20 protein-coding genes are annotated in these 18630 nt (G+C 34.3%); 9 read left to right on the forward strand and 11 right to left on the reverse strand.

Going from position 1 to position 18630, the window contains the following annotated elements:
• Nucleotides 1–8 precede the first annotated feature (8 nt).
• Complete coding sequence (locus tag BMX53_RS03760) at nucleotides 9–575, reverse strand: Crp/Fnr family transcriptional regulator (RefSeq protein WP_074744749.1); 567 nt, start codon at nucleotides 573–575, stop codon at nucleotides 9–11.
• 191 nt (nucleotides 576–766) lie between these two features.
• On the opposite strand from BMX53_RS03760, the gene recA reads away from it, so the two are divergent.
• The gene (gene recA / locus BMX53_RS03765; protein ID WP_038985662.1) at nucleotides 767–1771 is read left to right on the forward strand and encodes a recombinase RecA; all 1005 of its coding nucleotides are present in this window, start codon (nucleotides 767–769) and stop codon (nucleotides 1769–1771) included.
• Nucleotides 1772–1867: 96 nt separating this feature from the next.
• Here recA and BMX53_RS03770 read toward each other — a convergent pair whose 3' ends face one another.
• Together BMX53_RS03770 and BMX53_RS03775 are read right to left on the reverse strand one after the other, a co-directional pair.
• Nucleotides 1868–2146, reverse strand: coding sequence for a hypothetical protein (locus BMX53_RS03770; protein ID WP_074744751.1), 279 nt, complete (start codon nucleotides 2144–2146; stop codon nucleotides 1868–1870).
• A gap of 42 nt (nucleotides 2147–2188) precedes the next feature.
• Complete coding sequence (locus BMX53_RS03775; RefSeq protein WP_143061404.1) at nucleotides 2189–2506, reverse strand: hypothetical protein; 318 nt, start codon at nucleotides 2504–2506, stop codon at nucleotides 2189–2191.
• A 156-nt stretch (nucleotides 2507–2662) separates the two neighbouring features.
• On the opposite strand from BMX53_RS03775, the gene BMX53_RS03780 reads away from it, so the two are divergent.
• Nucleotides 2663–3544, forward strand: coding sequence for a hypothetical protein (locus BMX53_RS03780; RefSeq protein ID WP_074744755.1), 882 nt, complete (start codon nucleotides 2663–2665; stop codon nucleotides 3542–3544).
• 224 nt (nucleotides 3545–3768) lie between these two features.
• Here the strand turns inward: BMX53_RS03780 and BMX53_RS03785 are convergent, their stop codons facing one another.
• Complete coding sequence (locus BMX53_RS03785; RefSeq protein ID WP_074744757.1) at nucleotides 3769–4527, reverse strand: lysophospholipid acyltransferase family protein; 759 nt, start codon at nucleotides 4525–4527, stop codon at nucleotides 3769–3771.
• Nucleotides 4528–4670: 143 nt separating this feature from the next.
• Here BMX53_RS03785 and trpS point away from each other — a divergent pair, with 143 nt between their 5' ends.
• On the forward strand, nucleotides 4671–5648 hold the full coding sequence (gene trpS, locus BMX53_RS03790; RefSeq protein ID WP_074744759.1) for a tryptophan--tRNA ligase: 978 nt from the start codon (nucleotides 4671–4673) through the stop codon (nucleotides 5646–5648).
• Nucleotides 5649–5717: 69 nt separating this feature from the next.
• Here the strand turns inward: trpS and BMX53_RS03795 are convergent, their stop codons facing one another.
• A complete protein-coding gene (locus BMX53_RS03795) occupies nucleotides 5718–6830 on the reverse strand; it encodes a DNA-processing protein DprA (protein ID WP_449406549.1) in 1113 nt (370 codons plus the stop codon).
• Between the two features lie 200 nt (nucleotides 6831–7030).
• On the opposite strand from BMX53_RS03795, the gene BMX53_RS03800 reads away from it, so the two are divergent.
• The 3 genes from BMX53_RS03800 to BMX53_RS03810 all read left to right on the forward strand — a co-directional run bounded on the left by BMX53_RS03800 (nucleotide 7031) and on the right by BMX53_RS03810 (nucleotide 9363).
• Nucleotides 7031–7978 (forward strand): HU domain-containing protein, encoded by a 948-nt coding sequence (locus BMX53_RS03800; protein ID WP_063175335.1) that lies wholly within the window; start codon nucleotides 7031–7033, stop codon nucleotides 7976–7978.
• Between the two features lie 79 nt (nucleotides 7979–8057).
• Nucleotides 8058–8570, forward strand: coding sequence for an acyl-CoA thioesterase (locus BMX53_RS03805; protein ID WP_038985652.1), 513 nt, complete (start codon nucleotides 8058–8060; stop codon nucleotides 8568–8570).
• Between the two features lie 4 nt (nucleotides 8571–8574).
• Nucleotides 8575–9363, forward strand: coding sequence for a S1/P1 nuclease (locus BMX53_RS03810; RefSeq protein ID WP_038985651.1), 789 nt, complete (start codon nucleotides 8575–8577; stop codon nucleotides 9361–9363).
• A 634-nt stretch (nucleotides 9364–9997) separates the two neighbouring features.
• Here the strand turns inward: BMX53_RS03810 and BMX53_RS03815 are convergent.
• Nucleotides 9998–11359: a hypothetical protein gene (locus BMX53_RS03815; RefSeq protein ID WP_038985650.1), complete on the reverse strand. Its 1362-nt coding sequence runs from the start codon at nucleotides 11357–11359 to the stop codon at nucleotides 9998–10000.
• A gap of 242 nt (nucleotides 11360–11601) precedes the next feature.
• Between BMX53_RS03815 and hflX the strand changes: the two genes are divergently transcribed.
• Both hflX and asnA read left to right on the forward strand, forming a co-directional pair.
• Nucleotides 11602–12834: a GTPase HflX gene (hflX, locus tag BMX53_RS03820; protein WP_038985648.1), complete on the forward strand. Its 1233-nt coding sequence runs from the start codon at nucleotides 11602–11604 to the stop codon at nucleotides 12832–12834.
• A gap of 261 nt (nucleotides 12835–13095) precedes the next feature.
• Nucleotides 13096–14100 (forward strand): aspartate--ammonia ligase, encoded by a 1005-nt coding sequence (asnA, locus tag BMX53_RS03825; protein WP_038985646.1) that lies wholly within the window; start codon nucleotides 13096–13098, stop codon nucleotides 14098–14100.
• A gap of 56 nt (nucleotides 14101–14156) precedes the next feature.
• Here asnA and BMX53_RS03830 read toward each other — a convergent pair whose 3' ends face one another.
• From BMX53_RS03830 to BMX53_RS03850, 5 genes are read right to left on the reverse strand one after another with little or no spacing between them, the layout of a single operon-like run.
• Nucleotides 14157–15011: a DUF3078 domain-containing protein gene (locus BMX53_RS03830; RefSeq protein WP_038985644.1), complete on the reverse strand. Its 855-nt coding sequence runs from the start codon at nucleotides 15009–15011 to the stop codon at nucleotides 14157–14159.
• A gap of 56 nt (nucleotides 15012–15067) precedes the next feature.
• Nucleotides 15068–15583 (reverse strand): DUF2480 family protein, encoded by a 516-nt coding sequence (locus BMX53_RS03835; RefSeq protein ID WP_038985642.1) that lies wholly within the window; start codon nucleotides 15581–15583, stop codon nucleotides 15068–15070.
• A 2-nt stretch (nucleotides 15584–15585) separates the two neighbouring features.
• Nucleotides 15586–15906, reverse strand: coding sequence for an iron-sulfur cluster assembly protein (locus BMX53_RS03840; protein WP_038985640.1), 321 nt, complete (start codon nucleotides 15904–15906; stop codon nucleotides 15586–15588).
• Nucleotides 15907–15921: 15 nt separating this feature from the next.
• The gene (locus tag BMX53_RS03845; protein WP_038985638.1) at nucleotides 15922–16341 is read right to left on the reverse strand and encodes a SufE family protein; all 420 of its coding nucleotides are present in this window, start codon (nucleotides 16339–16341) and stop codon (nucleotides 15922–15924) included.
• Nucleotides 16342–16367: 26 nt separating this feature from the next.
• The gene (locus BMX53_RS03850) at nucleotides 16368–17582 is read right to left on the reverse strand and encodes an aminotransferase class V-fold PLP-dependent enzyme (protein WP_038985681.1); all 1215 of its coding nucleotides are present in this window, start codon (nucleotides 17580–17582) and stop codon (nucleotides 16368–16370) included.
• 188 nt (nucleotides 17583–17770) lie between these two features.
• Between BMX53_RS03850 and BMX53_RS03855 the strand changes: the two genes are divergently transcribed.
• Entirely contained in the window at nucleotides 17771–18628 is an 858-nt protein-coding gene (locus BMX53_RS03855; protein ID WP_038985636.1) for a heme/hemin ABC transporter substrate-binding protein, read from the forward strand.
• Nucleotides 18629–18630: the final 2 nt, after the last annotated feature.

Here is an 18630-nt window from a genome sequence, read left to right on the forward strand (position 1 = left end):
AACATAGGTTAATTAATTTGTCTGCGAATACGACTAAGTGCTTGCGGTGTGATACCAATGTAAGAAGCTATGTACTTTAAGGGTATTTGATGAATGATCTGAGGTTGCTCATCAAACAGTTTCAAATAACGTTCTGTGGCATTGTACTTTAATAAACTTAACTCGCGCTTACTCTTGTCTAAGTACATCTGTTCTGCTACAAAACGACCCAAATAATGTCCTGCTGCTGTATGTGCATATACTTTCTGTAAATTCTCATGTGAGATTTGCCAAACTACCATCTCTCCTAAAGCTTCTAAACTATATAAGGACGGATTGCGACTCAAGAAAGAATCATAGGCACAGGTAAACTGTTTCTCAAAACTAAAGTTAAAAGTCAACTCTGAATCTTCATTCGGAATAAAGAACCTCAACATACCACTCTCTATAAAGAATAAATACTCCTCTACTTCTCCATATGCTGTGATTATCTCACCTTTACGATACACTTTACGTTCAAAAAAACTTGATATAAACGCCCATTCTTTATCAGTGATATCAAATATACGCTCGTAAAACTCCTTGATATGTCCCATCTATAACTCTAATTATCAATAACAAAGGTACAGAACATTTACAGATCACAAGCTACTCAGTTGCTATAAATTATATCATAGCAAAGGCAACTCGTCATACTGCTATAATTCATAGCATAATACAGTCCCGCTCTTGGACTCTAAATAAATTATATTACTTTTACATCAGTAAGAATCTAATTTTTAAAAAAATGAGTGCAGATAAAGAAGCAAAATTAAAAGCGTTACAACTTACACTTGATAAGTTAGACAAAACTTATGGTAAAGGAACAGTGATGAAGTTGGGAGATACTGCTGTAGAAGAGGTAGAAGTTATTTCTTCTGGATCATTAGGTATTGACCTTGCTTTAGGTGTTGGAGGGTTCCCAAGAGGAAGAATTATAGAGATCTATGGTCCTGAATCTTCTGGTAAAACGACTTTAACTTTACACGCTATCGCAGAAGCACAAAAGGCAGGTGGTATTGCAGCATTCATTGATGCGGAACATGCATTTGACCGTTTCTATGCACAAAAATTAGGTGTAGATATCGATAATTTAATTATATCTCAACCAGACAACGGAGAACAAGCATTAGAAATTGCTGAAAACTTAATCCGCTCTGGAGCTATTGACTTAGTAGTAGTCGATTCTGTAGCTGCCTTAACTCCTAAGAGTGAAATCGAAGGGGAAATGGGTGACTCTAAAATGGGATTACACGCTCGTTTAATGTCTCAAGCATTGAGAAAACTAACGTCTACAATTAGCAAAACTAACTGTACTGTATTCTTCATTAACCAGTTGCGTGATAAAATTGGTGTAATGTTTGGTAACCCTGAAACTACTACTGGAGGTAACGCATTGAAATTCTATGCTTCTGTACGTTTAGATATCCGTAAATCTACTCAAATTAAAGATGGTGAGAACGTTATCGGTAACAGAACTAAAGTAAAAATCGTTAAGAATAAAGTAGCACCTCCTTTCCGTACTGCAGAGTTTGATATTATGTATGGTGAAGGTATCTCTAAAGTAGGTGAAGTATTAGATATGGCTGTTGACTATGATATCGTGAAGAAAAGCGGTTCTTGGTTTAGCTATGGTGATACTAAATTAGGTCAAGGTCGTGACGCTGTTAAATCAGTAATCAAAGACAATCCTGAACTAATGGAAGAACTTGAACAATTAATCAAGGACGAAATTAAATCTAAAGAAGCTTAATTGTTTCTATCCTTAATAAGAATCCCTTATAACTTATGTTGTAAGGGATTTTTTTTAGCTTGTTATTAATAACTTCTTATAGAATAAACTTAATTCCTATTTAAGGTGTAACTCTGCATATAAACTTGTCAAGAAAACGATATATACAAAACCGAACCAAAACAACTTTCTCTCTTGTTCATTGTCTTTAAACACTGAATAGAAAAAAAGATATATAATATCACCTACAACCATCCCAAACAGAGTATAAACTGCTAACAAAGCTCTACCCCATTGGTCCTGCTGATCAAACACAGCCAAAGCTAAGATGTAGGGTAAAGTCAAAAAAACTAAGAGCAAAACAAGCTTTACCCAGAAAGACTCAAAAAACCTCATATATTTAAATTACAAATAACATAACTAACAACAGAAAAAGTATCAAGACATACGCCCTATTAAATCAAATATGGATATAACAACCATAGCCGATACAATAAATAAATAGAAATAAAATACTCCATTAAACACAGTAGTCCAATCTTCACTAATAACCCTTGTTTTCGTATTGCTAATCTTAAACACAATTAATATCAATGTAAAAAGGAGCATTAAAAATATAATCTCAAGTGGTACTTCATAAGAAGGTCCTTCAAAATCAATAACTCCATAAAATCCTAGATATGCAATAACCCAAGGAAATATAAATAATAACAATCCTAAAGTAGTATAGATATTTATTTTTGTTTTACTCATCATAATACTCTCATATACAAACCATAATAACGCTAATTACACTCCAAATATTATAACAAGAACACAAACGCCTTTTATATAAAAATTGTGTTCCACTAGGCTTGTTATAGCGAATGCCTTAATTTTGTACATTAATTCATTTACATATAAACACTACCTATGAAATTACGATTATTAGCATTCATGCTAACAATTATGACTTTAATTAGTTGTGATGATCCATTTAAAAGACAAGACTTCTACTTGTCTAATCCTACTGATAAAGAAATCACAGTATCAATAGACGACAAAGAGTACAAAGTAGCTCCTAACGCATTCGAAGTACTAAAACTTAACAATGGCATTCACGAGTTAACATACAATGGACAAAAAAACAGTTTCAACGTATTCAAACAAAACTCTGGTGGAATTATCAACCCTACATTAGAACCTCACTATATCTTCTCAATGGTATATGCTACAGAAGGTAACTTTGACAAATTTGGTTCTACAGCAAGAGAAGTAATAATTGATGATGTTTTATATGAAGATAATATCAAGTCAACAAATGCTTTATTCATTGACAACAACCTTTATAGATGTACTTATTTCTTAGGAGAAGAATACCCAGAAGAACAAATTACTCACGACAAGAAAGCCGTTGGTAACTTTTACAATAAATTCTTTACTAAGAATGAATTTATAGCTTTCTATGACGAGGATCTACCAGCGGAAAACAAAGGTTTTCACGAAAAGAATAAAACAGCTGGAGGTGAATGTACCATTACTGAACCAACTGCTCTAGAAATAGTATTACCAGATGTACCTCAAGAAGATGTTATCGCATCATATAAAAAAGAGATGGAATTAGTAGCTGAATTTAAAAATTCAACTGATGCTGGAAGACAAAAGGATATCCAAAAAGAACTATTTGACTTAGCGATGAGTCGTTCTAAACTAGATATTAATTATAGCAAGCTGACTACTGAACAAAACCAGTCAATGAATGACTTTGTTCACGCTAGTGGTCGAATCTCAGGAGCAGGGATTATTCAACTATAAACTCTGATTATGCAATAGGCTCATTAATCAGAGTAAATTATACGAGATAGCTCTGAACTTATAGAAAAGCATACTATCGTATGGTTTTAAGAGAAGTAATAGAAATATGAAGTATAATTAGCTCACAGTAGCGGGCTATTGAACAATATGGGGAGAATCCATAAACCATATATAACTAAAAAAGCGGTGAGGTATTCGTATCTCATCGCTTTTTGCTTTGTACATTAATTCTTATTATACTCCATCTCCCATTGTTCTACAGGAGTATATATCAAATTATAAGCTTGTTCCTTTAGTTGCTTCTTACTGTCCATTGTTAGTCCTTCAGTAACTATGGGTTCATATATCTTAACAGGTACAACACCAGGATGACCAATTCCCCATACAAAAGGAAAGAAATGTCTCAATTTACCTAATGCTAAAGAAGCTATCGGAATCTGATGATCAATAGCTAATCTAAAAGCGCCATCTTTAAAACTGTCTAATATAATAGTTCTATCATCTGTAACTCCTCCTTCTGGAAAAATACATATGCTCAATCCTCTACTCAATCGTTCTTGTGCACTTTCGAATACCTGTTTCTTACTCATTGCGTCCTTTCTATCCACTAGAATACAAGTGCGTTTATAGAAGAATCCAAACACGGGTAACTTCGCTAATTCCTTTTTACCAACAAAAACGAAGGGATTATCTTTAACCAATATCAACATCATCATAATATCTAGCATAGAAGTATGATTAGCGATAAACATATAACTCTTTCCTTTCTCTAAATGATGTTGCTCCTCGATGCGATACCTCATCCCTATACCATAGAACACAAGGATAGCCCATACTCTAGCAACTTTAAAGAACTGTGGATAAGTCTTCTCTGACCTAATCGTCCACAATAAAAATGGAGATAACAATATTATCACTACTACCATCCAGATATAAAACCACAGTCGCCATAGTGAGCTAAAAAACACGCTAATAATTTTCATATTATGTTGTTCAAATTCTTTCTTATACTAACTTCAAAAATAAACAATTCTAACGCCATACAAGCATATTAAGCTATAAAAACAAGGCAAGTAAACTTGAATTCACTTATCTTTGCTTCTTTAAAAATAATTAATATCACGCAATGGCTAAAATTCTAACAGGAGTTCAAAGTACAGGAACTCCACACTTAGGGAATCTTTTAGGAGCTATTCTACCAGCGGTAGAAATGGCAAACAAAAAAGAGAATGAGTCTTTTATTTTTATTGCGAACTTGCACTCTGCAACGCAAATTAAAGACGCTAAAACTTTACAAGAAAATACCTATAGTGTTGCGGCTACTTGGCTTGCTTGTGGTGTAGACGTTAATCATGTAACTTTTTACCGCCAGTCAGATGTACCGCAAACAACTGAACTTACTTGGTACCTAAGTTGCTTCTTTCCATACCAACGTCTAACATTAGCTCATTCGTTTAAAGATAAAGCAGATGTTTTATCTGATGTTAATGCAGGACTATTTACTTACCCTATGCTTATGGCTGCGGATATCTTACTATACGATGCTGAATTCGTACCAGTAGGTAAAGACCAAATGCAACACTTAGAGATTACTCGTGACGTAGCTTCTCGTTTTAACCACCAGATGGGAGAGACATTCGTATTGCCAGAAGTAAAGATTCAAGAGGAAGTAATGGTAGTACCTGGTACTGATGGAAACAAGATGTCTAAATCTAGACACAATACTATCAATATCTTCCAAACAGATAAAGTACTTAGAAAAGAGGTAATGTCTATAGAAACAGACAGTACTCCTCTAGAAGAACCTAAAAACCCAGATACATGTAATGTATTTACTATCTATAAATTACTAGCTACTCCTGAACAAGTAGAAGCAATGAGAGCGAAATACTTAGGTGGTAACTATGGATATGGGCACGCTAAACAAGAGTTATTCGAACTTATCGTAGAGAAGTTTAAAGATATACGTGAGAAATACGAATACTACATCAACAACCTAGAAGAAGTAGATCGTTTATTAGGTATCGGTGCTAAGAAAGCATCTGTAATCGCTACAGGTACTTTAAATAAAGTAAGAGAAAAACTAGGATACGGAACTAAGTAATCCTATCTAGTCAAACATAAATATACTAAGCCTCGTACGATGTACGAGGCTTTTTTATTAGACTATCTCCTATCTTACCAACTCAAAATACTTACCTGGCAGAGGTCTAACCAAACCTATCATTTCAAGGTTTAGCAGAATACTACTAACCTTGTATATCGGCAGAGAACAGCTCAATGCAATAATATCTAACAACTCACGATCACACTTACCTAAGATAGAAACTACTAGCTCCTCCTCTCCACTCAAATCAACAAACAGCTGGGGCTGAATAATCTTAGGTGCTTTAGATACACTATCCCAACTTAGTGCCTCTATGATGTCACTAGCTGAAGTAAGCAGTTGTGCTCTATTCTTTTTGATAACATTATTACACCCTTCGCTCATAATATCACCTACACGACCAGGTACGGCAAATACATCTCTGTTATAATCATTAGCAAAGTTAATCGTACTCATAGAACCTCCCTTTATTGCACTTTCGATTACTATTGTAGCCTGCGACATACCAGCGACTATACGATTGCGTTGAATGAAGTTTTCTCTATCTACTCTACTGTTCACCCAAAACTCAGAAATACATGCTCCTCCGCTCTCATTTATTTTATTTGCTACACTAGTATGGATATCAGGATATACTCTATTAAGCCCATGACCAAGCACTGCATAAGTATCCAACCCATTCTCTAGAGCAGCTAAATGCGCAGTAACGTCTACTCCATAAGCTAGTCCACTAATGATAACAGGATTATACGGTTTTAGTTCTTCTATAAACTCTTTACAGAGGTCTATACCTCTCTTACTTGGATTACGTGTACCAATAAAACTGATCACCTTTCGATTATTCAAATTAAGCTTATCTGAAGTGCTAAAAAACAATATAGGACTATCTTCACACTCTCTTAAAAGTGATGGATACATACTATCCTTATAACTAAAACAAGACAAATTATAAGTTTGAATATTCTTGATCTCTTGCTCAGCACGCTTTAAGACTGTTACATCTTGAATATTCTTCCATAGCAAGTATCCTATTCTATGTACAGCACTAACTTCTTTTTCTTTTGCCTGAAAAACAGCTTTAGCAGACCCAAAGTACTCTAAAAGTCGCTTAGCAGTAATCGGTCCAATACCTGAAGTGGTCTGCAGAGCTAACATATATAACAAATCTTCTTCTTCCATATACTTAAATTGATACTTTCAACAACAATTTGTATCTTTAAAAATAGACCTCAAAAACCTATCCAATAACGTCGTAACCCGCGTTATTCTTTCAATTCTTTTAGTAATATAACTACCTATGCATAAAAAACTTAGGAGTTATTAAAAATAATTGTGAATATTTTTTTGATTCACATATTGTTTAATGTAATTTTGTCTTTATGAAGATCGAAAAATACATATCAGCTTTACTTTACAGATACCAGTGTGTAATCATTCCTGGTTTCGGAGCCTTCTTGACTGAGATTAAGTCCTCTTATTACAGTGAGGAGAAGCAATGCTTTTTCCCTCCACAGAAGAGTCTTTCTTTTAATGTAAACATCAAACACAATGATGGATTACTAGCTAATCATATAGCTACTGAAGAAAAAATCACTTATGACCAAGCAGTAGAACAAATCAATACTGAGGTAAAAGGGTGGGACTTAGAGATAAGCAATATAGGTAGACTAGAAGTAGCTAATGTTGGTATATTCACTACTAATGAAGAAGGTGGACTAGTGTTCGAACCTGTATCTGAAAGCAATTACTTAAAGACATCTTTCGGTCTGTCTACAGTAATAGCTAGTACAGTGGAGCGCGCTCCTATCATCCCTCTTATCGAGACTGTAGAAGTACCTACAGTTAAGAGAAATAAAGCATATACTTTCTTAAAGTATGCAGCTGTAGTAACTGTATTAGCGAGTACAGCTAGTGTATTCGTGAATAAAGGATATGAAGCTTATCTAAACGATGAATCATATACTGTCCAAAAGAATGTACAAGCTCAAGTTCAAAACAAGATACAACAAGCTACTTTTATCATCGAACCAGCTGCTACAACCATTTCTATACCTGTAAAAGCAGAAGAAATAGTAGAAGAAGTTGCTCCAGTAGATGTTAAACCTTACCATATCATCGCATGTGCTTTTAGATCTGAAAACACATCTAAATCTGAAGCAGAGAAACTTAAAAAGAAAGGTTTTGAGAATGCTATAGCTCTTCCGCGTACTAAATATGGTGTATATCCAGTATCATACGGCGGATACAGCACACAAGGTGAAGCACAAAAAGAAATGAGAACTATCCATAATACAATCAATATTGATGCATGGATTTTAGTACAATAAATAGTTAAACATCAATCCCGAACTCTAAAAGTTCGGGATTTTTTGTTGAATGTCTCTATATTTGCCGAAAATATTCACAATGGAAGCAAAATTAGTATCTGAATCAGCTACTTTAATGACAGACTTAGTTCTACCAGGAGAGACTAACCCACTTAATAATATGTTTGGTGGAGAATTATTAGCTCGTATGGATAGAGCTGCTGGTATAGCGGCTAGAAGACACTCTCGTAGAGTATGTGTAACGGCTTCAGTTAACCACGTCGCTTTTAACAGACCTATTCCTCTAGGAAGTGTAGTAACTGTAGAGGCAAAAATATCACGCTCTTTTAACACATCTATGGAAGTATACCTAGATGTATGGATTGAGGACAGAGAATCAGGAATTAAGAAAAAAGCTAACGAAGCTATCTATACATTCGTAGCTGTAGACGATACAGGACATCCTGTATGTATCCCAGAACTTATCCCTGAAACAGACTTAGAGAAAGAAAGATATATCGGAGCATTAAGACGTAAACAACTTAGCTTAGTTATCGCAGGAAAAATGAAACCAAGTGACGCTACAGAACTTATAGCGTTATTTAACGAATAAGAATATGAAGAAACTATTTTCACTATTAGTAGTTGCTTTCTTCGCATTACAATCGATGAATGTATTGGCGTGGGGAACTACAGGACACAGAGTTATCGCTGAATTAGCAGAAAGAAATCTGTCTAAAAAAGCAAAGAAACAATTAAAAGAAATCATCGGTCAACAACAATTAGCATATTGGGCTAACTGGCCAGACTTCTTAAAGTCAGATCCTGCTTGGAAATTCTCTGATAGCTGGCATTACATTAACTTACCAGGTAATCTAGACAGAGCAGCTTTTGATAAAGAGTTAGCTGATTCTACAGATAAGAATCTATACAAAAGAGCTCAAATCTTAATCGAAGAGTTAAAAGATAAAAATCTTCCTCTAGCTAAGAAACAAGAAAACTTATACTTCTTAATTCATATCATCGGAGATGCTCATCAGCCATTACACATTGGTAGAGCAGATGACTTAGGAGGAAATAGAGTAAAAGTAGAGTGGTTCAAAAAAGGAACTAACTTACACAGTCTATGGGATTCATCTTTAGTGGACTTCGATAAATACAGTTATACTGAATATGCTACTGTACTAGACGTTCACGGTAAAGATTATAACCAAAAAATTACCAATGGTACTTTAGAAGATTGGTTATTCGACTCATACACAATGGCTAATAAAATCTACGACAGCGTAGAAGCAGAAGAGTCATTAAGCTACAAATACCACTTTAATCACAAAGACAACGTAGAGAACCAATTATTAAAAGGAGGATTAAGATTAGCTACAATCTTAAACGACATCTTTAAATAAGAAATACTCTAATCATATACAAAAGGAGAAGTACGATGTACTTCTCCTTTTTTTTGTTTTTATCCTTCCCAAAATCGACAACTCTTGTAAATTAACCATCCTAACTAAGGCAATTCACAATATATCTTCAATACATTCTCAAGACAAATTCTTATAGTATTATTTACCTAGTGCTAGTACAATGCTAGTATAGTGTAAGTATAGTGCAAGTACCAAAACCCCGGTAAATAGTACTAAAACTATACTAGCATTATTATAAAATTATACTCACACTATAACGCAAACAGAAACACAAATAGATAGGATATACTATCATGTCGATAATATCCTAACACACCTTTAAAACGAAATTACAGGACTTCTAATCAAAGAAAACAAGAAAGAGACAAGAAGATAGGTTAAAGAAAAAATAAGTCTTCATACTCTCTAAAAATCAAAACGCAGTATACATCTATCGCTATAAAATAAAGAAGTAAAATATCTATAGATAAATAACAGTAAGAAACTGATAAAAGACTGTCTCAGTACAAACTGCACTCTACAACAGTGCACTCTCAAAACAATGAAAGATTATAGCTTAGAAATAAAAAGACATAAAAAAAAAGCGAAGTGCTGTACACTTCGCTTTTGATATTTATCTACTGTAACTTGATCTTGATGATGAAGACGATGAGGATGAGCCTCCTCCTCTACTGTATCCGCTAGAACCGCTAGAGTAACTGCTACTACCTGATGATCTACTGTAGCTACTGTTAGAGCTACTTGGGTATGAAGAGCTTCCTGAACTATAATTCGATCTTGAGTAAGATGAATTGCTACTACTAGGATATGATGAGCTACCTGAGCTATAGTTAGATCTCGAATACGATGAATTACTACTGCTAGGATATGATGAATTACCTGAACTATAGTTAGATCTTGAATAAGACGAATTATTGCTAGAACTAGTATTACCAGAATTCCCACTTCTACTATAACTACTACGAGAACTGTTGTTGTTACCAGAGTTAGCATCACCACGACTATATGATGAGCTACTAGTACTAGACGTAGATGCGTCTCCTCTGCTATAACTACTACGAGATCCATTTGTATTAGAACTAGAGTCACCACGACTATACGATGCCCCATTAGTGCTCGTCGAAGAGTAATCTCCTCTGCTATAACTACTACGAGAGCTATTAGTACCTGAGTAAGAATCACCACGACTGTATGACGATCCACTATTACTAGATGAAGCATAATCTCCTCTAGAACTTGTTAAATCCTTTCTATTATAGTAGTTATCTTCTCCATATCTCGTTCTAAAAGATTGATTAGGATTCTGACGCTCATAGTAATCTTGGTGTACATCATAATACATACGTTGAGCACGTGTACTGTATCTACTACTAGAGTAATAGTAGTTATTATAATGGTTAATCTGTACGTGAATATGACTCATGTATCTATCTGTAGCATACGGTGAGTAATAGTAGTAATAATCTGGGTAATATCCCCAACTCCATGAAGAGTGATATGCTCTATAGTTGTTAGTCCAAAACAATGTAAACATAGGTGGTCTAGTGATATACACAGGCTCATAAATATAGTTAGGCCCATACAGATATGAATTTCCAACTACTTGCATTAAGACTACATTCTGTCTTGTATCTTTTTCTACTTCAATAGTAGCAACATCTTGAAATAAATCTTTACCTAATACTGCTTGGATAACGATAAGGTGTGTTCTACCCTCCACTAATTCCACAACTCGTAGATAATCTACATAACCATCTCTGTTTAAATCTAGGTTATTAATTCTCAAATTAGGATCATTTAACCTAAATTCGAAATCAGGCAAATCCTTAGATTCTCCAAATATAGATGCTACTGCCTGAAGGTCTAAGTTATCACTAATATCATAGCTATTAGCCGTCACTACTGCTCTCTGAGCAAAACTGAACGTACTAAAAAATGATAAAATAATAATTGATATATATTGTAATACTTTCATTTCTTTCTAATTGTAAAAAAGTTATTTCTCCTTTATATTGGCAATAAACGTACCAGAACAATCTTATAGCAAGGTACTGAAAAACAAGGATTAAAACTGATCGAAACTGATAAAAAAAGCAAATGTTTTCTTAATATTTACTATTTTAAACCGATAGATAACAAATTAACAAACAGTTATTTACTCTATCTTCATATTAAGTCTGACAATTTTATTAATTTTGTGCTATAATATAGGTTTATATGATTGAAAGAGAAGACATAAATTTTGAACGTTCTGTAATCGTTGGAATAATTACACAAGACCAAGATGAATCAAAACTTAGTGAGTATTTAGACGAGCTAGAGTTCTTGACATTTACAGCAGGAGGACAAGTTTATAAACGTTTTACACAGAAAATGGACAAGCCTAATCCTAAGACCTTCGTAGGTACTGGGAAAATGGAAGAAATTCATAACTATATAGTAGAAAACGATATACATACAGTAATATTCGATGATGAGCTAACACCTGCACAACAAAAGAATATTTCTAGAGAACTAAACTGTAAAGTACTAGACCGTACTAACTTAATCTTAGACATCTTCGCACAGAGAGCACAGACTTCTTATGCAAGAACGCAGGTAGAGTTGGCACAGTTCCAATACTTATTACCAAGACTATCGGGGATGTGGACTCACTTAGAGAGACAACGTGGTGGTATCGGGATGAGAGGACCTGGAGAGACAGAAATTGAGACAGATAGACGTATAGTACGTGACCGTATCTCTCTTCTTAGAGATAAGCTAAAAGTGATAGATAAACAAATGGCTTCTCAGAGAGGTAATCGCGGTGCTATGGTACGTGTAGCTTTAGTAGGATACACTAACGTAGGTAAGTCTACATTGATGAATGCTGTAGGTAAGAGTGAGGTATTCGTAGAGAATAAACTGTTTGCTACACTTGACACTACTGTACGTAAGATAGTAATTGGCAACTTGCCATTCTTGTTATCAGATACAGTTGGGTTTATCCGTAAACTACCTACTCAGCTAGTAGAATCATTTAAGAGTACTTTAGACGAGGTTAGAGAAGCTGATTTATTATTACACGTAGTAGATATCTCTCACCACGACTTCGAAGATCACATCGAATCTGTAAATGACATCTTAAAAGATATCAAGAGTAACGATAAGCCAACGATCATGATCTTTAACAAGATCGATGCGTATGTACCAGAAAGAATAGCTGAAGATGATCTAATAACAGAGCGCACATCTAAACACTACTCTATTGAAGAATGGAAAAAGACTTGGATGAGTAAAGTAGGTGAAGACAATGCTATATTTATCTCTGCTACGAATAAAGAAAACTTCGAAGAGTTTAGAAAAAAGGTATACGAAGCTGTGCGAGAAATCCATATTACACGATTCCCGTACAACAACTTTTTGTTCCCAGATTACGAACATTTAATGGAAGCGTCAGACGACGAATAAATAATTGTTCATAAATTAATTAACAAAAGAACTGTAGATAATAATATTTTTTCTACTTTTACACTATAGCTAAAAAGCTGATTATATGTATTTATCAATGAACAATAATTTCTCTAATAATAATTTGAATCGTTTCTACGACTCGAAGAGGAATCCTATTGGCATTGATTTAAGTTAATTATATATTATTTCATTATCCGTTTAAAGGCTCCTCTCTGAGGAGCCTTTTTTATTTTAAAACAATTTCAAAAACAAAAAATCATGAGCAAAAAAGAAATTTTACAGGCAGAAAAATCCATTGCATTAGTCAAAGAACAATTCTCTAAAGGACTGTGCAATGCACTTAACTTATACCCTATATCATCTCCGATGATCGTAAACGAGGGTACAGGTATTAACGATGATCTAAATGGTATAGAACGTCCAGTTTCATTCCCAGTAAAATTTCTAAATAACAATCGTGGTGTAGTAGTTCACTCGTTAGCGAAATGGAAAAGAATCAGACTACAAGAACTCGAACTTGATGCTCATGAAGGTATCTTAACGGATATGAAAGCATTGCGTCCTGATGAAGACAGTAGCCCTATCCACTCTATCTATGTTGATCAATGGGATTGGGAGTTACACATAGATAAATCAGATAGAACATTAAGTTATTTGAAAAACATTGTCCGCAAAATCTATCAGAACCTATTAGACACAGAGCAAAAAGTATATGAAGAGTTAGGAATAGAACCAATCTTGCCTAAAAAGCTATCTTTTATTCACTCTGAGCAACTTTTACAGCTTTACCCTACTCTAACTCCAAAAGAAAGAGAACACACAATAGCGAAGGATTATGGAGCTGTATTTATTATTGGTATTGGTGGTAAATTATCTAATGGTGAACCTCATGATAGTAGATCAGCAGACTATGACGATTGGACTACTCCAACAGAAGAAGGATACAAAGGGCTAAATGGTGATTTACTAGTTTGGAACCCTGTACACGATAAGGCTTTAGAGTTATCGTCTATGGGAATCCGTGTAGACAAGGAAGCATTAGAACATCAGCTTACATTAGCAGGTGCATTAGATAAAAAGTCCTTGTTATATCACAGCTTATTACTAGCTGACAAATTACCTTTATGTATAGGAGGTGGATTAGGGCAGTCAAGAATATGTATGTTCCTATTGCGCAAAAAACACATTGGTGAAGTACAAGCTAGCATCTGGCCTGAAGAAGTTAGAAAACAAGCAGAATTAGAAGGTATCAACTTACTATAAATAGAAAAGGCTCAGCGTTATGCTGAGCCTTTTCTATTTATGTATTTATATTATAATTAGAAATTATAATTTACTCCTACACCAACCATTTCTCTGATTTGGAATCCTTTGAATGCTAAATCATCATAGATTGTTTGGAACGTGAAGTTAGTAGAAAGATACTTATTGATCTTCATAACTATGTTCAATTGATAATCTATAACAACATTCTCTGGTTTTTTCAAATAGTTAGAGTATAAGTTTAAAATGTTCTCAACAGATACATTCTCCATAACGTCGAATTTATAGTATCCGTTAATAGACATCCCCAGTTGGTACTTCATTGATTTACCTTTTTCAACACCAAAAGCATCACCTAGTTCAGTGAAATGGTCGTGAACAAAGATGAAACGTGAAGTAGCTGGAGCGATGTTAACTTTTAAGTTATCACTCTTCTTCCACAATAAACCAGGTCCTACTTGTAAATAAGCTGGAGACATAAAGTGTGAGTTATAGTTACCATGCTTATCAATTCCTCTATCCATTTGCGTCTTAAAGTTTAAGAATGCAGAATAGAACCAATTTCCAGTTGCTTGTTTACCTAGTAAAGAGTTGAACTCAAGTCTATCATCAGTTTTCTTTTGATCTTGACCTTGCAACTTAGTTAAACCATAACTAGCCATTACTTTGTTATCCCAGTTCCAATCACCTTCTTTGTAATTGAAATCATAGTTTACTTTAAGGTTACCAGAGATATTGTTATCTCCACCTGCTTGCCAGTTAGAAAAACTAGATTGGTTAAGCAAAAAAGTAAAGTTTCCTGTTTTAGTCCATGGGCTAACAGCTTCAGTTGTTGCAGTTGCCTCAGTTTCCTGAGCCTGAGTTGAATACACCGCACAAACAGTAAATAATCCTACTAATAGTTTCTTCATAATGTTAAAATTTTAATCAAAAATAATAACAAAAGGTTAAAATTGCAAAATTTGAACTACTTTTTAATAGATCGTTTATAAACAGGTACAGCTGAACATGCTTCCCCAAACATCACTGAACGCGCGTGATTCATCATTAATTGGGTCGCTAAAACATATGCTTCTTCTGGTATTTCTTTCTTTGAACACCCTTTAATAATAACAGGCAAATCTACATATTGAGAATAGTCAAGTGAAAATAACAACTCTTGATAGATAGATTTTTCTAAATGAGCTCTATCACCTAAGAAAATTCGCTTAGCAAAAGGTTGTAAATGACTCGTCAATAACATGTAAGCCCATCCAGGTAGAATAGCATCTGTTGAACAAAATAACCCAACATAAGCATCTTGGTAAATAGACCAATCAATATCTTTTAACGCAGCTCTAAAGTCTTTTTCTCTAAGAACAAAACCTTCGTATAACCACTGTGCAATATCTACATCCATACGAGGATTAGTAGGATACATATCCTCTAAATCAAATACTTTTAATGCACTATTGGCTACTTTATTTACTATTTCTCCTTCCATAATTATAGCATTCCAAGCTCTAACTTAGCTTCTTCACTCATTAGATCTTTTGTCCAAGAAGGTTCGAAAGTCAATTCTATCTCCACTCCTTTTACATTGTCGATAGCTCTAACTTTTTCTTCTACTTCCATTGGTAAAGTCTCTGCTACAGGACAGTTAGGAGAAGTTAATGTCATTAAAATCTTCACATCATTATTCTCATTTACGAATACGTCATAAATAAGACCTAATTCATATATATCAACAGGTATTTCAGGGTCATATATAGTTTTAAGTACTTTAACTATATTCTCTCCTAATTGTTGTACATCTATTTCTTCCATATTGTTGTTGTTTTATTATTGCTTTGCTTGGTAAGCTAAAGCATACATTTTTATTTGCTTAATCATAGATACTAGACCATTAGCTCTAGTTGGGGATAAATGCTCTTTAAGACCTATTTCGTCTATAAAAGACATATCTGCATTCAGAATATCTTCAGCTTTTTGACCAGAAAAAACTCTAATTAAAATAGCGATAATTCCCTTAGTCAAGATTGCATCACTATTAGCAGTGAACACAATACTCTCTCCTTGTAGATCAGCGTGTAACCACACTTGTGACTGACATCCTTTGATAAGGTTCTCTTCCACCTGATACTGAGGGTCTATTAACGGAAGCGACTTCCCTAATTCTATAATGTATTCATAACGTTGCATCCAATCGTCGAACATTGAAAAATCGTCAATAATCTCTTCTTGAATTTCTTTAATTGTCATATCGTTATAATTTTCTTATTTACAATTTATGCTAACATCATTTGTGCTTTCTTAACAGCTTCTACTAGTACATCTATCTCCTCTTTTGTATTATAGAATGAGAAAGAAGCTCTAATCGTACCTGGAATTCCGAAGAAGTCCATAATAGGCTGAGTACAGTGATGTCCAGTTCGTACAGCTACCCCTAACTTATCTACAATAACACCAACGTCATAAGGGTGAATCCCTTCTAAATTGAATGAAATTACAGATGTTTTCTCTTTAGCTGTACCAATAATTTTAAGCCCTTCTATTTCAGACAAACGTTTTGTTCCGTACTCTAGAAGTTCATGTTCGTAGGCAGCAATATTATCAAAGCCAACCTCATTTAGATAATCTAAAGCAACACCTAATACAATTCCTCCTGCAATATTTGGAGTTCCTGCCTCGAACTTATGAGGTAGACAAGCATAAGTCGTCTTCTCAAAAGTAACCGTCTTAATCATCTCTCCTCCACCTTGATAAGGAGGTAATTTATTAAGCCATTCTTCTTTACCATAAAGCACTCCTGTACCTGTCGGACCACATACCTTATGTCCCGAGAACACGTAAAAATCACAATCTAGATCCTGTACATCAGGTTTAATATGAGGAGTTGCTTGAGCTCCATCAATTAAAACAGCAGCTCCAACCTTGTGTGCTTTCTCAATAATTTCTTTAATTGGATTGATCGTTCCTAAAGCATTAGAAATATGCGTTACTGCAACGACCTTAGTATTTGGAGTTAACAATTTATCAAACTCTTCCATGATCAACTCACCATTTTGATTCATAGGAATCACTTTAAGAGTTGCTCCAGAACGTTCGCATGCAAACTGCCAAGGCACGATATTAGAGTGGTGCTCCATAGCAGAAATAAGAACTTCATCACCAGCCTTAAGCAATGAACCAAAACCGCTAGCTACAAGATTAATCCCGAACGTAGTTCCTGCAGTGAATAACACTTCATAATCGTGCTTTGCATTCATATGCGTTTGCACCTTTTTACGAGCTTCTTCGTATGCATCAGTCGCCAATTGGCTTAATGTATGTACTCCTCTATGGATATTTGCATTGATAGTTTCGTAATATTTAACTATTGCTTCCTCTACTACTCTAGGTTTTTGTGCAGTCGCAGCATTGTCAAAATAAACTAAAGGTTTGCCATTTACTGTTTGTGTAAGGATAGGGAAATCCTGACGTATCGCCTTTATATCTAACATATTACTTTTCATTTAATTAAAAAAATATCTGTCGCTTCTTTACTCGACAAATTTAATAGCAAAGATACGCAATAGTATACTTTAGCCTACTAAATAATAATTTAAAATTAATCTAAATATGTTTTGTATCGCATAAAAAAGATTCTATTTTTGCCATAATTTAGAACTATTTCAAATAATCAACCTTTATGAAAAAAGTATTCGCTTTATTTCTGATTGTTACAGCAATGGTAAGTTGTAACAACAAAAAAGAACAAGACACAACTACTGTAGAAAATACTACAGTAAAAGAAAGAATTATATCTCTTAATGGTTCTATCACAGAGACATTAGTTGCCTTAGGAGAAAAAGAAAATATTGTTGGTGTAGATGTTACTAGTACATACCCTACAGATATCAAAGAAACAGCTCAAGACTTAGGGCATACTTCTAAAATATCTGTTGAAAGTATTATGTCTCTAAACCCAACTGTAATTTATGCTACTGATAAAGATATCAAAGACGACTTTAAAGCACAGCTTGAAAAAGCTAAAATCAGACTTGAAATCATTAAACAAGAGTTTACTATAGAAGGATCTAAGCAATTAATCGAGACTGTAGCTAAATCTCTTAACAAAGATAATTACAAGGAACTACAAGATAAAATAGATCAAGATTTACAAGGTCTTAAAGCATTTGATAACAAACCTAAAGTATTGTTTATCTATGCACGTGGAGCAGCTACATTACTAGTAGCTGGTGACAAAACTCCAGCTAATAGCATTATCAATGTAGCAGGAGCTCAAAATGCAGTAACTGAATTTGAAGATTTCAAACCTCTTACTCCAGAATCTTTATTAAACAGCAATCCTGACTATATCTTAATGTTCACTACTGGTTTAGAAAGCATGGGTGGTGTAGATGGTGTCCTTAAAATAGAGGGTATCAACCAAACTAACGCTGGTAAAAACAAGAAAGTAATCGCTATGGATGGTCAATTACTTAATGGATTTGGACCTAGAGTAGGACAAGCTGCTAAAGAATTAAACCAACTATTATCAGAATAATC

Origin of the sequence: Myroides marinus (assembly GCF_900109075.1) — a bacterium.
Lineage (GTDB): Bacteria > Bacteroidota > Bacteroidia > Flavobacteriales > Flavobacteriaceae > Flavobacterium > Flavobacterium marinum_A.

Bases quoted from the DNA above. Each gene is read 5' to 3' on its own strand.
- BMX53_RS03780 (WP_074744755.1), top strand. From the start codon at position 2,663: ATGAAATTACGATTATTAGCATTCATGCTAACAATTATGACTTTAATT.
- BMX53_RS03805 (WP_038985652.1), top strand. From the start codon at position 8,058: ATGGAAGCAAAATTAGTATCTGAATCAGCTACTTTAATGACAGACTTA.
- BMX53_RS03785 (WP_074744757.1), bottom strand. From the start codon at position 4,527: ATGAAAATTATTAGCGTGTTTTTTAGCTCACTATGGCGACTGTGGTTT.
- BMX53_RS03795 (WP_449406549.1), bottom strand. From the start codon at position 6,830: ATGGAAGAAGAAGATTTGTTATATATGTTAGCTCTGCAGACCACTTCA.
- BMX53_RS03840 (WP_038985640.1), bottom strand. From the start codon at position 15,906: ATGGAAGAAATAGATGTACAACAATTAGGAGAGAATATAGTTAAAGTA.
- hflX (WP_038985648.1), top strand. From the start codon at position 11,602: ATGATTGAAAGAGAAGACATAAATTTTGAACGTTCTGTAATCGTTGGA.
- BMX53_RS03835 (WP_038985642.1), bottom strand. From the start codon at position 15,583: ATGGAAGGAGAAATAGTAAATAAAGTAGCCAATAGTGCATTAAAAGTA.
- trpS (WP_074744759.1), top strand. From the start codon at position 4,671: ATGGCTAAAATTCTAACAGGAGTTCAAAGTACAGGAACTCCACACTTA.
- BMX53_RS03855 (WP_038985636.1), top strand. From the start codon at position 17,771: ATGAAAAAAGTATTCGCTTTATTTCTGATTGTTACAGCAATGGTAAGT.
- BMX53_RS03815 (WP_038985650.1), bottom strand. From the start codon at position 11,359: ATGAAAGTATTACAATATATATCAATTATTATTTTATCATTTTTTAGT.
- recA (WP_038985662.1), top strand. From the start codon at position 767: ATGAGTGCAGATAAAGAAGCAAAATTAAAAGCGTTACAACTTACACTT.
- BMX53_RS03770 (WP_074744751.1), bottom strand. From the start codon at position 2,146: ATGAGGTTTTTTGAGTCTTTCTGGGTAAAGCTTGTTTTGCTCTTAGTT.
- BMX53_RS03845 (WP_038985638.1), bottom strand. From the start codon at position 16,341: ATGACAATTAAAGAAATTCAAGAAGAGATTATTGACGATTTTTCAATG.
- BMX53_RS03850 (WP_038985681.1), bottom strand. From the start codon at position 17,582: ATGTTAGATATAAAGGCGATACGTCAGGATTTCCCTATCCTTACACAA.
- BMX53_RS03760 (WP_074744749.1), bottom strand. From the start codon at position 575: ATGGGACATATCAAGGAGTTTTACGAGCGTATATTTGATATCACTGAT.
- BMX53_RS03800 (WP_063175335.1), top strand. From the start codon at position 7,031: ATGAAGATCGAAAAATACATATCAGCTTTACTTTACAGATACCAGTGT.
- BMX53_RS03830 (WP_038985644.1), bottom strand. From the start codon at position 15,011: ATGAAGAAACTATTAGTAGGATTATTTACTGTTTGTGCGGTGTATTCA.
- BMX53_RS03810 (WP_038985651.1), top strand. From the start codon at position 8,575: ATGAAGAAACTATTTTCACTATTAGTAGTTGCTTTCTTCGCATTACAA.
- BMX53_RS03775 (WP_143061404.1), bottom strand. From the start codon at position 2,506: ATGATGAGTAAAACAAAAATAAATATCTATACTACTTTAGGATTGTTA.
- asnA (WP_038985646.1), top strand. From the start codon at position 13,096: ATGAGCAAAAAAGAAATTTTACAGGCAGAAAAATCCATTGCATTAGTC.